The following is a 12,906-nucleotide window of genomic DNA, read 5'->3' on the forward strand; positions in this document are numbered from 1 at the left end:
TGTAAGTCCATTTAAAATGAATTTAAAGTTTAATTTTTTTCTTTTAGTTGTATTTTTATTTGTTGGTTGTGCCGTTCAGGCACAGCTAACAGATACAATAGCTGTTAAACAAAATACATTTTATAATTATTTCAAAACAGGTCTATGGGAAACACCGCTGTTTTATACACAGCAAAACATTAAAAATTACACAATAACTCAAGTTGAATACAGTCAACAGAACCTCAACCTGAAACGGGTACAAACCGCAGAAAAAACAGCCCGGTACACTTTTTCTACAGAAGGAATTTACAACTTAAATCCGCAAACCCGATTCTTTGGAGATGTCAGGTTTTCAAAATATTTTGAAAAACAAGTAGGCTATACCTTTTCTTCTGAACGTACAAATGATCAAAATGTACTTTCTCCCAACTATTTTTACGCGCCTAGAAAAGGAAATTGGGAACACCAAAACTACTGGTTACAGGGTGGATTTTCTCACCATTTTAAAAACAATATCTTACTAAGTACAAAGGTTTTTGGTGATTACAAAAAGAGCTTTAGAAACGTTGATCCCAGACCACAAATTATTTATGGGCATTATGGAGGTGAATTGTCATTAGGATACAAAGCCGGAAAGCATAGCTTAATTTTAAATGGTAAATTATCCCGTAAGAAAGAGAATACAACAATCGTTTATATGGATGATTATTTGAATGCTCCCGTATATACTGAAACTTTCACACGATTTTCCACCGGATACGGGCGTATTGTTTTTGACGATTCTTACAGAAGCCATATCGATCTCTTTACGGATAAAGGTTTTGGCATAGGCTATCAGTTTTCACAAGAAAAATGGAATGTAAACACCACTTACCGCTATAATAAAACCATGACTGATTTTTATGGAAAAGACGGAAATGGCAACGTATATCTCAATGAAGAATCCATTCGCTACAAATACAGAACTATCAATCATACAGTTACTACCAATGCTTTTATAAAGGGACAAAACAAAGACTACAGTATTGCATTGTCTCTTAAAAAACAGCAAGGAGACAATTTTTCAGTATTGGAACAAGGTCAGAATTATCGCATGAATATAGATAAATTAAGCCTTAACTCAGGGATGATAAAAACTAAAAACAATATAACACTTTACTGCTTTGAAGCCGGAATAGATGTCAGCCAACAAAAATATGTTGATCTTCTGGGAAGCACACAAAAAAAATTAACCGATCTGGTTATTCATACTGATTTCAACACAGATCTTTCCATCAATGAAAAAGATAAAATAAACTTTAAAGCAGGGCTAAACTATTATACGGCTTTAAAAGAAGAACTATTGGTCGTAAAACTTTCTTCTGAAAATTTATTTCTGGACAATGTAGTTATTCCTGATCACGCCTATGATGTTACTGACAAATTAGGTTCGGTTATAATGTTAAACTACTATCATAAATTGCCGAACAAAAAAGAGCTACGTATTTTTGGTCGTTGGGACTCTTTAGTTGCTTTAAATAGTAACTATACAAAATATTATGCGGCTCTCAACACTTCAGCTAATAACAATTTTAATTTAGGTCTTGCTATTATTTATTAAACCAATGAAAACAATAAAAATCATTGTCTTGCTTGCTACTTTTACTGCTTTGCTATCTCTGAGAAGTAAATCAGAATCTGACGAAAAATATTATTCACTGGCAGAACTCAGAATGTTATATAGTAGCGGTGATATTACAAAATACCCACGTCCTGAAGTTGACAGTACGGTTATTAATTTTCAAGAATTAGGGACTTTACCCCCTGTTGTATTCCCTGCCGACAATCCTTATAATGAAGCTAAGAGAGAACTTGGTAAAATTCTATTTTTTGATCCTAGATTGTCTTCTTCCAACCAGATTTCCTGTGCTTCCTGCCATGATCCGGAACTTGGTTGGGGAGATGGAAAAAGAGTTTCAAATGGTCACGATCGCACGCCCGGAAAACGCAATGCTAAACCAATTATCAATAGTGCTTACGCCTCTCTTTTATTTTGGGACGGAAGAGCTGAATCACTGGAAGATCAGGCGAAATTTCCGATAGAAGACGAAAAAGAAATGAACCACGATATTAAAAAAGCTGTAAAAAAAATAAAAAAAATAAAAGGATACAAACCACTCTTTAAAGAAGCATTCGGTGACGAACAGATCACTAATGACCGAATCATGAAAGCTATTGCTACTTTTGAACGTACAGTAGTAAGTAAAAAAAGTAGATTTGATAAATTTATTGAAGGTGATTCTACTCAATTGACCGATCAGGAAGTTTTAGGCTTGCATTTATTCAGAACCAAAGCACGTTGCATCAACTGCCATAATTCTCCTTATTTTTCAGACAACCAGTTTCACAATGCCGGACTTACCTATTACAAACGAAAATATGAAGATCTGGGACTTTATGCCATTACTAAAAAACCGGAAGATGTAGGCAAATTCAGAACGCCTTCCTTGCGGGAAATTATGAAAACAGCACCTTATATGCACAACGGACTTTTTCCTGAAATCAGAGGTGTTCTGAATATGTACAATGCCGGAATGCCTAACCTTAAACCTAAAGATGATGATAAAGACGATATTCTCTTTCCGAAAACATCGCCTTTATTGAAAAAACTGAATTTAGATGCATCAGAACTGGATGCATTAGAAGCGTTCTTAGGAAGTATTACCTCTGTTATATACAGAGAACCTGCTCCTGAAGAATTACCTCAATAATATCAGCCTATTTTAACGGATGTCATGGTCAACGAACCGCCGACAGCCTTATCGTTAAAAAATTCGACCGTATCATTATCCGTTTGAAGAGCTAATGTATAGATCAACGGATAATAATGGTCCGGTGTAGGGATAGCTAATGTAGCAGCTTTACTTAAACTAGGATAGTCAAACAGTGCTTTATGGTCTTTCTTTAAAATTTTATCTTTAAAAATAGCATCCATTTCTAAAGCCCAGTCAAAACCATAATTATCCACATTTAATTTATCCCAGGCCACCATGCGCAAGTTGTGCACCATATTACCACTACCGATGATCAACACCCCTTTTTTCCGCAAAGCCAAAAGCTGTTTCGCTATTTCATAGTGATATTGAGCAGGCTTGTAATAATCAATACTCAATTGTAGCACCGGAATATCTGCATTCGGATACATGTGTTTTACAACTGACCACGTTCCATGATCTAATCCCCAATCATGGTCTAATTCCACTGCCGGATTGGTTATTAATTTCTGAATTTCAGATGCTAATTCCGGATTTCCGGGCGCCGGATATTGTACTTCAAATAAAGCTCTTGGAAAACCTCCGAAATCATGAATTGTTTTAGGTTGGTTCATCGCTGTTACAAAAGTTCCTTTAGTCAACCAGTGGGCTGAAACCACAACTACGGCTTTAGGCTTAGGGATCTCCTGCCCCATTTTCTCCCAACGACGGGAAAATTCATTGTCTTCTATAGCATTCATAGGCGAACCATGCCCTATAAACAGGACCGGCATTAAAGTGTCATTTTCCTTTAAATCCTGAGTCCAACTGTAAAATGGTTGTATATTCATCATAACTGTACCTCCTGCAATTAACTTAATAAAATTTTTCCTTTTCATCTCACAACATTTGTATATACAAATATACAACCCTTTTTTTAAATTCCAGCAAAAAATCCTCCTATCTCTTTAATTTTACTAAGTCATATTATACAAAATTCCCTAAATTAGCCCCATGATTACAGTATCTGTCATTGGTAGCGGTAATGTAGCGCAACATCTGATTAAAGTCTTTTCGAAAACTACCGGAATTGAGTTGGTTCAGGCCTTTGCCCGCCAACCCGAAAGTTTGTTGCATTTACTTCCCTATGAAAAGATCACGAATGACTATCAAAAGCTTCAAAAAGCAGATGTGTATATTATTTCCGTAACCGATAATGCTATTGCTGAAGTTTCGGAGCAACTCCCTTTTAAAGACCAATTGGTTGTTCATACTTCAGGAACTTCTGCTATTTCTATTCTGGATTCCAAAAATAGAAAAGGTGTCTTTTATCCCTTGCAAACATTTTCTAAGAATAAAGAGATCAACTTCTCCTCTGTTCCGCTTTGTCTGGAAACAGAAGATGAAACGGATTTCCAAGTTTTAGAAAAAGTCGCTCAGGCTATCTCAGAAAAAGTCTACCGAATTTCTTCCGAACAACGCAGAAGTTTGCACGTTGCTGCTGTTTTTGTCTGTAATTTTGTCAACCATCTGTATTACATTGGTAACGAAGTTTGCGATAAAAACAATGTTCCGTTTGAGGTGTTGCATCCATTAATTCGGGAAACGGCGCAAAAAATAATGGAATTATCACCCGAAGAAGCGCAAACAGGTCCGGCGAAACGAAACGATACCAAAACTATAGACCAACACATTGAATTTTTAAAAGATTCGAAATATCAGGATATTTACAAACTCTTAACCCAATCGATTCAAGATGTCTCAAAAAAGTTATAAAGAACTCATGAACAACATCACTACATTCATTTTTGATGTTGACGGCGTATTAACCGACGGAACCATACACGTAACCCAAACCGGAGAAATGCTTCGCAATATGAATATTCGCGATGGCTATGCTATGAAAGCAGCGGTAGAAAATGGTTACAATGTTTGTATCATTTCAGGCGGCAGCAATGAAGGAGTTCGCGTTCGCTTGCGAAATTTAGGGATAACTGATATTCATTTAGGAGTTTCTGATAAAGTAGAAGTCTTCAAAGAATACATGGATATTTATAACATTGATCCCGAACAGGTTCTGTACATGGGGGATGACATTCCTGACTATCATGTGATGAAACTAACAGGCTTACCAACATGCCCTCAAAATGCTGCTCCCGAAATCAAGAACATTTCGAAATATGTTTCCCATAAAGAAGGCGGCAAAGGCTGTGTTCGTGATGTAATTGAACAAGTCATGAAAGTACAACACAAATGGATGGAACACTTTGATGCTAAATATGATTAATTAGATCTCGACTCCGCTCGACCTGACAAAACTTATAACCCAATACCCTTTACCTTAAATAAATGAAATTCCTAAAACTAATACGAGTACAAAACCTTGCTATGATTGCATTCATGCAATATCTATTTCGCTATACGTTCATGAAAGCAGGGACATATACCGAGCTTACTCCGACATATAATTTCTTGGCTTTGTCCCACTTACAGTTTTTCTTATTAGTTTTAGCAACCGTTTGTATCGCAGCGGCAGGTTATGTTATCAATGATATTTTAGATCAGGAAACAGATGCCATCGCCAAAAAACGTATCGTAGGTGTTACCATAACCGAAACCACAGCCTATAATTTATATGTCGGTCTTAATGTCATTGGCGTAGGAATCGGTTTTTATCTTTCCAATGCAATAAACAAACCGAGTTTTGCAACCTTATTCATCCTTACGGCTGCTTTATTGTACATTTATTCCACTACTTTAAAACAAATTGCCGTAGTGGGCAATATCGTTATTGCACTAATCACTTCATTCAGCATCCTTATCATCGGAATTTTTGATCTCGTTCCTTCTACTCACGAGGGAAACATGCTTTGGGAAGGAAATAAAGAACAAATGAAACAAGTTTTCAGCATCTTAACCGATTATGCCATTTTTGCCTTTCTTATCAATCTTTTACGCGAATTAGTCAAAGATGTTGAAGATACCGATGCCGATTATGCTGCCGGAATAGCAACCCTACCGGTTCTGATAGGTAAGAACAGAACCATGAAAATTATTTTTGTACTGTCTATCGTTCCGATAGTACTTTTAGCCTACTACTTAAATAAAAATCTGTATATGTACGACTATGTTGTATATTACGCCTTACTATTTATCATAGCTCCTCTACTCTTTTTTACGATCAAAAGTTGGAGCGCTAAAACACAAAAAGAATTCCACAATTTAAGCACATTACTAAAAGTGATTTTATTTTTAGGAATTCTGTCGATTTGGGTAATCACTTATGCTACCACACATCATGCTTAGAGAAAAATTACAAGACTACCATATTATTTTAGCTTCCGGGTCGCCCCGCCGCCAACAATTTTTCAAAGAACTGGATATTGATTTTGAGATTCGGTTGAAAGATGTGGAAGAAATATATCCCGATGCGCTTCGGGCAGAAGAGATTACTGATTTTTTAGCCAAGATGAAAGCAGATGCTTTTACAGATCTTCAGGACAATGACATTCTGATCACCAGCGACACCATCGTTTGGCACGAAGGAAAAGCATTGGGGAAACCCAAAGATTATGAAGACGCTTTCAATATGCTACAATCCATGTGTGGCAAAACTCACGAAGTAATCACTTCCGTTTGTTTCAAAACAACACAATTCACAACTGTTTTCTTTGAAAAAACTAAAGTCAGTTTTAAAAACCTATCCGATGAAGCTTTACGGTATTACATCGACAAATACCAACCGTTTGATAAAGCCGGAGCTTATGGCATTCAGGAATGGATAGGTCTTGTAGGAATTGATAAGATCGAAGGTTCCTATGCTAATGTTGTAGGAATGCCAATTGACAAAGTATACGACAAATTACTTAGCTTTTGCAAATGATAATTTACTGTTAAAAGGGCAACTTGAATAAGTGCCCTTTTTTTATTATGTTTATTTTTGAAAAAAACGAAACTGATGCTCAAAAGAATTACGCTGTTTTTTATTTCGATCATATCCCTAAGTTTACAAGCTCAGACTCCTGAAAAACTGAGCTCTAACCAAATTTACGAACGTATTCAAAAACTGAATTTTCTGGGAAAAGTATTGTATGTAGCGGCACATCCTGACGATGAAAATACCAAGTTAATTTCCTATTTTTCTAATTATTACCATGCGGAAACTGCTTATCTTTCTCTTACACGAGGTGACGGAGGGCAGAATTTAATCGGTCCGGAACTACGCGAAAAATTAGGAGCTATTCGTACGCAGGAATTATTAGCCGCCCGAAGAGTAGATGGCGGTAAACAATTTTTTACCCGTGCCAACGATTTCGGATTCAGTAAAGAGCCGACAGAAACTTTCAGTATCTGGAATAAAGATCAGGTTTTAAGTGATGTTGTTCAGGCAATGGAAAACTTTAAGCCCGATATTGTAATCAACCGTTTCGACCATCGGACACCCGGTACTACTCACGGGCATCACACGGCTTCCGCGATTTTAAGCTTGGAGGCTTACAATAAAATTTCGGTCAAACCGCAACGTGTATTTTTCAATACGTCCTGGTGGTTCTACGGCAGTGAGGAAAATTTTGAAAAAGCAGATAAATCCAACCTTTTAGCCATTGAAGCCAATGTCTATTACCCGCTAAAAGGAAAAAGTAATAGTGAAATTGCAGCATTAAGTCGTAGCCAACACAAATGCCAAGGATTCGGCACAACCGGAAACCGAGGTAACGAACCGGAATATTTGGAACTTTTAAAAGGTACCATGCCTAATGCCGATGATATCTTTGAAGGGATTGATACTTCCTGGAATCGTATTGAAGGCGGAGCCGCTATCGAAGCTATTTTAAAACCGATCGAAGAACATTTCAATTTCAATAATCCGGCTGAACATTTACCGCAACTCATCAAAGCCTACACTTTGATCAACCAATTGAAAGACGATAGTTGGAAAAAACTGAAATCAGAGCAAATTACTTCGATCATTGAAGCCTGTTCCGGATTGTATTTAGAAGCTAAAGCTTCCGTTCCGTACGTAACCAAAGGACAAACTTTCAGCCTGAACGTTGAAGCCATCAATAGAAGTCACGCTAAAATTGAACTTAAGGAAATTCAACTCCCTAACGGAAATTTTCCGCAAAACAGAACTTTGGCTACCAATGAAAAAAATGATATTACCCTTGAAAACTATACTTTACCAACTAATGAAGCCTACAGCAATCTATTTTGGCTAAACGAAAAACCTACTGTGGGGATGTATGTGGTTCCAGATAAAGCAGAACGAAATTTACCCGAGATCAAAACACCATTTCCCATTACTTTCCTGTTAAACATAGACGGCATTCCTTTTTCGGTAACCGAAAATATTAAATACAAAACCAATACACCTGAAAACGGAGAAACCTACTACCCTTTTGCGCTCTTACCGGATGTTTCCGTGAGTTTAGTTGATAACGTAAATATCTTTAAACCCAAACAAACCAAAGAGATCAAAGTAAAAGTAAAAGCCAATAAAGCGGATTTCAAAGGTACGTTAGAACTTGATTTAAACTCAGACTGGTCGGTTTATCCGAGCCATCAAGAAGTCAATATAGCGCAAAAAGGCGATGAAAAGATCTATACATTCAAAGTAAAATCACCTTCAGACGAACAAAACACCTCGCTCTTAGCTAAGGTTATTACAGATAATCAGACTTTCAGTAAGCAAATCATTGAAATCAATTATCCGCACATTCCGAAGCAAACCATACTGGAAGATGCCGAAGCCAAAATGGTTACTCTGGATATCAAAACCAAAAAAGAGAGCATCGGCTATTTAACCGGCGCCGGTGACGAAGTAGGACGCTATCTGGAAAATCTTAATTATACCATTACCTATTTAACTCCAAAAGACCTAACTTTAGAAAACCTAAAACAATTTGATGCTATTATTTTAGGAATCAGAGCTTTTAATGTAGTACCGGAATTGCAATACAAAAACAAAGTTTTATTTGAATATGTAGAAAACGGCGGAAATTTAATTGTACAATACAATACCAATCACCATCTGGTAACCCCGGAAATTGCTCCTTACAGCCTGAATTTATCACGCGACAGGGTAACCAATGAAAATGCAAGAATGAACTTTCTGGATTTTAAATGCACAGCATTGAATTCGCCGAATACCATTACCCAAAAAGATTTTGACGGTTGGGTACAGGAAAGAGGTCTGTATTTCCCGAACGAATGGAGCTCTGAATTTCAACCTATTTTGGCAACAGCCGATGCCGGAGAAACGGAAAAGAAAGGTTGTTTACTGGTAGCCAAATATGGAAAAGGAAATTATTGCTACACCGGACTGAGTTTCTTCAGACAACTTCCGGAAGGCGTTAGCGGCGCTTATAAATTATTGGCTAACCTTATAGCACTTTAAAAACTATGGAGAAAGACAAACAGCACTGGAAAATGAGCTATACAGTGGTTTTACTGCTCAATGCTTTATATATTTTAGTTTTCTATTTACTAATGGAAATCTTCTCTTAATATGGAAAGTTTAGATTGGATCGTATTGAGTTGTACCTTGCTTTTTATCGTGATCTACGGTGCGATGAAGACCAAAGGCAGTGCCAACGTTAAAGATTATTTGCTGGACAATAACGAAACCCCTTGGTTCACCGTCGGGATTTCCGTGATGGCTACACAGGCCAGTGCTATTACGTTTCTTTCCACTCCGGGACAGGCGTATCATGACGGAATGGGATTTGTTCAATTTTATTTTGGACTTCCTTTAGCCATGATCGTTATTGCGTATACTTTTATCCCTATTTACCATAAACTTCAGGTATACACAGCTTATGAATACCTGGAACAACGTTTTGATGTTAAGACCCGTTCTTTAGCCGCTATTTTATTCTTGATCCAGCGCGGATTAGGAACCGGATTAACCATTTATGCACCATCTATCATCTTATCAGCGCTACTGGGTTGGAATTTAACCATGCTGAACATCATTATCGGTATTTTAGTGATCGTTTATACGGTTTCAGGCGGAACCAAAGCTGTCAATGTAACGCAAAAACAGCAAATGTTCATCATTATGTTAGGAATGTTCCTGACGTTCTTTACCATATTGTCTTATTTGCCCGAAGATCTGAATTTTACCAATGCACTGCACGTAGCCGGAGCCAACGGCAAGATGAACATTCTGGATTTTTCTTATAATCCGGAAACACGTTATACCTTCTGGAGCGGAATCACCGGAGGTTTCTTTCTGATGCTTTCTTATTTTGGTACCGACCAATCCCAAGTGGGACGCTATTTATCAGGAAAATCGATTAAAGAAAGCCAAATGGGACTGATCATGAACGGAATCTTAAAAGTTCCGATGCAATTCTTTATTCTCTTAACTGGAGTTTTGGTTTTCGTCTTTTTCCAGTTCAACGATACGCCGTTGCACTTTAATCCGACCAATGTGGAAAAAGTAAAAAATTCGACCTATAAAGCCGAATATGAAAGCTTAGAACAGGAATTGGAACAGATCAATATTGATAAAAAAGTAGTAAACAAAATATATGTCGAACAGTTGGAACACAACGATTATGACAACCCGACACTACGCAAACAAATGGTTGCCTTGGCCAACAAAGAAAAAGACCTGCGGGAAGAAGCCAAAGCCGTTATTGCCACAGTGGATAGTTCCTCTGAAACCAATGATAAAGATTATGTGTTCCTTTATTTTATTTTGCATTACCTGCCTAAAGGACTTTTAGGGCTGCTTTTAGCCGTTATTTTCAGTGCGGCCATGTCGTCCAGTGCATCAGGCTTAAATTCGTTGGCAGCCACTACGGCAATAGATATTTACAAAAGAAACGTTCCTGAAAAAGACGACAAACATTATGTGTATGCCACGCAATTTTTCACTCTGTTCTGGGGAATCATTGCGATATTATTTGCCTGTATCGGAACGTTATTTGAAAACCTTATTCAGTTGGTCAACATTATCGGCTCCATCTTTTACGGAACGGTTTTAGGAATTTTTCTGGTAGGTTTTTATATCAAATACGTTAAAGCCAAAGCCATCTTTCTGGGAGCGAGTATATCCCAATTGATCATATTTTATATTTATTATATTGATCTTGTAAGCTTCCTTTGGCTGAATTTTATCGGAGCACTATTGACGATTCTTTTTTCATTGAGTTTGCAGGCTCTGTATAATAAAAGGTAAAATTTTATTTTGTAAATCTCTAATTATCAAAAAAATATAAGGAAATCCATTTTTTAATAAAAAAATTCATATATTTGTAAAATATTTTTACAGGCTTCTGCCTTTGCTTTTTCTGACATAGTTTAGGTCAAAATTTTCTTTCTCAGTTTTCGCTTTTTCAGCTGCCATATTTATAACTCACATTTTTCATTTATGAATATTTCCATTGGCAACCTGATCATAAAGCTTGTAAAAGCAACTCTTCATTTTTAGCCGTAAATTAAAATTAACAAAGCTGAAAGTTGTTATTACCTTTTTTCATGCGTTTTGACTTCTCCAAAAAGTCTAATCTCATCTTTCACAATACAAACAAAAAGAAACCAATACCTTATGATTGGTTTATTCAATTACGCCGTTTTTTACGGTAATAAATTATGAATTTCAAAAATTTAAACCTTATAGATCCTATTCTTCAGGCAGTAACTGAAGTAGGATATACACAAGCTACTAAAATACAGTATCGTACAATACCTTATATTTTAGAAGGCAAAGATCTTATAGGCTGTGCCCAAACGGGTACGGGAAAAACAGCAGCATTTGCTATACCCATTTTACAGCAATTAAGCCAAAGAGCTTATTCAACACCAAACATCAAAACGTTAGTTTTAACTCCAACGCGGGAACTAGCCATACAAATTGAAGAAAATTTCAAAATGTATGGTAAGCATTTGCCCTTAACTCAACTTGTTATTTTTGGCGGTGTTTCACAAGACAAACAGGTATTAGCACTAAAAAGAAAAGTAGATATACTTATTGCTACACCGGGAAGATTATTAGATCTTATGCATCAAGGACACATCGATTTATCCAAACTGGAAATTTTAGTATTGGACGAAGCCGACCGTATGCTCGACTTGGGATTTGTTAACGATGTTAAAAAGATCTTATCAAAAATTCCTAAAAAGAGACAAACACTCTTCTTTTCGGCTACTATGCCTGAAAACATAAGGAAATTTGCAAACTCTATCCTATATCAGCCCGTTGAAATAAATGTAACACCTGTTTCTTCTACTGCTCAGACTATAAAACAATCTGTCTATTTTGTAGAAAAAAACGAAAAAACAAAACTTCTCATCGATCTGTTAAACAATCCGTCTATTCCTCGTTCACTAGTCTTTACACGTACCAAACACGGAGCTAATAGGCTGGCAAGACAATTAGAACAAAAAGGGATTCATTCAGCGGCAATACACGGGAACAAATCTCAAAATGCCAGACAAAAAGCCCTTGACGATTTTAAGACCAGTAAGATACGAGTACTTATCGCTACAGATATTGCTGCCCGAGGAATCGATATTGAAGAACTGCCTCATGTAGTGAACTATGATCTTCCGAATGTTCCTGAAACCTATGTCCACAGAATAGGCAGAACCGGACGCGCCGGAATTGAAGGCACTGCTATTTCATTTTGTAATGATGAGGAAAAAGTGAACCTGAGAAACATTCAAAAATTAATAGGTTTTAATATGCCTGTAAATTCAAATGCAAAATAAATTGTCTAACCCAAAAAGAAAAAATATATGAGTGATTCTTTTTCTAAAAAGGAAAATGCAAAGAAAAAGGCTAAGAAACAACAGGAAAAGGCTCTTAGAAGAGAAGATCGAAAAATAAATAACAATAAAGGTAAAGGATTTGATAACATGATTGCTTATCTTAATGAAGACGGTAATCTAACCTCAACTCCACCCGATTTGAGTAAACGAAAGGAAATCAATCCTGACGATATTTTACTAGGCGCTACACCAATTGAAGAAGAAAAAAAGGAGAGAACCGGTGTCGTTTCATTTTTTAGTCAAAATGGTTATGGATTTATCATAGATGATGAATCCCATGAAAATATTTTTGTGCATAGTAACCAATTATCAGAACCTCTAAAAGAAAAAGATAAAGTGATCTTTGAAAAAGAAAGAACGCCTAAAGGCTATAATGCCATAAACGTAAAAAAAATAAAATAATCAGTAATTT

The 12,906-nt window shown here is 36.5% G+C and carries 11 protein-coding genes; 10 read left to right on the forward strand and 1 reads right to left on the reverse strand.

The genetic code is table 11. The features are described from left to right. Positions 1–16 precede the first annotated feature (16 nt). Both DI487_RS00080 and DI487_RS00085 read left to right on the forward strand, forming a co-directional pair. Positions 17–1,582 (forward strand): DUF6850 family outer membrane beta-barrel protein, encoded by a 1,566-nt coding sequence (locus tag DI487_RS00080; RefSeq protein WP_109567839.1) that lies wholly within the window; start codon positions 17–19, stop codon positions 1,580–1,582. Between the two features lie 4 nt (positions 1,583–1,586). Further along, a complete protein-coding gene (locus tag DI487_RS00085; protein WP_109567840.1) occupies positions 1,587–2,732 on the forward strand; it encodes a cytochrome-c peroxidase in 1,146 nt (381 codons plus the stop codon). A gap of 2 nt (positions 2,733–2,734) precedes the next feature. Here the strand turns inward: DI487_RS00085 and ygiD are convergent, their stop codons facing one another. After that, complete coding sequence (gene ygiD / locus DI487_RS00090) at positions 2,735–3,565, reverse strand: 4,5-DOPA-extradiol-dioxygenase (protein ID WP_449404180.1); 831 nt, start codon at positions 3,563–3,565, stop codon at positions 2,735–2,737. 163 nt (positions 3,566–3,728) lie between these two features. Between ygiD and DI487_RS00095 the strand changes: the two genes are divergently transcribed. The 8 genes from DI487_RS00095 (at position 3,729) to DI487_RS00130 (ending at position 12,896) form a co-directional block, all read left to right on the forward strand. Beyond that, positions 3,729–4,490, forward strand: coding sequence for a Rossmann-like and DUF2520 domain-containing protein (locus tag DI487_RS00095; RefSeq protein WP_109567842.1), 762 nt, complete (start codon positions 3,729–3,731; stop codon positions 4,488–4,490). A gap of 7 nt (positions 4,491–4,497) precedes the next feature. Then, on the forward strand, positions 4,498–5,001 hold the full coding sequence (locus tag DI487_RS00100) for a KdsC family phosphatase (RefSeq protein WP_179948685.1): 504 nt from the start codon (positions 4,498–4,500) through the stop codon (positions 4,999–5,001). A 62-nt stretch (positions 5,002–5,063) separates the two neighbouring features. Then, positions 5,064–6,020 carry a geranylgeranylglycerol-phosphate geranylgeranyltransferase gene (locus DI487_RS00105; RefSeq protein WP_109567844.1) on the forward strand — a complete coding sequence of 319 codons (957 nt, stop codon included), beginning with the start codon at positions 5,064–5,066 and terminating at the stop codon, positions 6,018–6,020. Continuing rightward, complete coding sequence (locus DI487_RS00110; RefSeq protein ID WP_109567845.1) at positions 6,013–6,597, forward strand: Maf-like protein; 585 nt, start codon at positions 6,013–6,015, stop codon at positions 6,595–6,597. Before DI487_RS00105 ends, DI487_RS00110 begins: the two co-directional genes overlap by 8 nt. A gap of 75 nt (positions 6,598–6,672) precedes the next feature. Beyond that, positions 6,673–9,111 carry a PIG-L family deacetylase gene (locus DI487_RS00115; RefSeq protein WP_109570547.1) on the forward strand — a complete coding sequence of 813 codons (2,439 nt, stop codon included), beginning with the start codon at positions 6,673–6,675 and terminating at the stop codon, positions 9,109–9,111. Positions 9,112–9,222: 111 nt separating this feature from the next. Further along, positions 9,223–10,902 (forward strand): sodium:solute symporter, encoded by a 1,680-nt coding sequence (locus tag DI487_RS00120; RefSeq protein WP_109567846.1) that lies wholly within the window; start codon positions 9,223–9,225, stop codon positions 10,900–10,902. A gap of 413 nt (positions 10,903–11,315) precedes the next feature. Next, complete coding sequence (locus DI487_RS00125; protein ID WP_109567847.1) at positions 11,316–12,434, forward strand: DEAD/DEAH box helicase; 1,119 nt, start codon at positions 11,316–11,318, stop codon at positions 12,432–12,434. A 27-nt stretch (positions 12,435–12,461) separates the two neighbouring features. Then, positions 12,462–12,896 carry a cold-shock protein gene (locus DI487_RS00130; RefSeq protein WP_109567848.1) on the forward strand — a complete coding sequence of 145 codons (435 nt, stop codon included), beginning with the start codon at positions 12,462–12,464 and terminating at the stop codon, positions 12,894–12,896. The last annotated feature ends 10 nt before the right edge of the window (positions 12,897–12,906 follow it).

Origin of the sequence: Flavobacterium sediminis (assembly GCF_003148385.1) — a bacterium.
Taxonomy (GTDB): domain Bacteria; phylum Bacteroidota; class Bacteroidia; order Flavobacteriales; family Flavobacteriaceae; genus Flavobacterium; species Flavobacterium sediminis.

What these genes read in the sequence shown, in the direction of transcription:
- DI487_RS00080 (WP_109567839.1), top strand. Translation starts at nt 17, where the DNA reads ATGAATTTAAAGTTTAATTTTTTTCTTTTAGTTGTATTTTTATTTGTT.
- DI487_RS00095 (WP_109567842.1), top strand. Translation starts at nt 3,729, where the DNA reads ATGATTACAGTATCTGTCATTGGTAGCGGTAATGTAGCGCAACATCTG.
- DI487_RS00105 (WP_109567844.1), top strand. Translation starts at nt 5,064, where the DNA reads ATGAAATTCCTAAAACTAATACGAGTACAAAACCTTGCTATGATTGCA.
- DI487_RS00100 (WP_179948685.1), top strand. Translation starts at nt 4,498, where the DNA reads ATGAACAACATCACTACATTCATTTTTGATGTTGACGGCGTATTAACC.
- DI487_RS00125 (WP_109567847.1), top strand. Translation starts at nt 11,316, where the DNA reads ATGAATTTCAAAAATTTAAACCTTATAGATCCTATTCTTCAGGCAGTA.
- DI487_RS00115 (WP_109570547.1), top strand. Translation starts at nt 6,673, where the DNA reads ATGCTCAAAAGAATTACGCTGTTTTTTATTTCGATCATATCCCTAAGT.
- DI487_RS00130 (WP_109567848.1), top strand. Translation starts at nt 12,462, where the DNA reads ATGAGTGATTCTTTTTCTAAAAAGGAAAATGCAAAGAAAAAGGCTAAG.
- DI487_RS00120 (WP_109567846.1), top strand. Translation starts at nt 9,223, where the DNA reads ATGGAAAGTTTAGATTGGATCGTATTGAGTTGTACCTTGCTTTTTATC.
- DI487_RS00085 (WP_109567840.1), top strand. Translation starts at nt 1,587, where the DNA reads ATGAAAACAATAAAAATCATTGTCTTGCTTGCTACTTTTACTGCTTTG.
- ygiD (WP_449404180.1), bottom strand. Translation starts at nt 3,565, where the DNA reads ATGAATATACAACCATTTTACAGTTGGACTCAGGATTTAAAGGAAAAT.
- DI487_RS00110 (WP_109567845.1), top strand. Translation starts at nt 6,013, where the DNA reads ATGCTTAGAGAAAAATTACAAGACTACCATATTATTTTAGCTTCCGGG.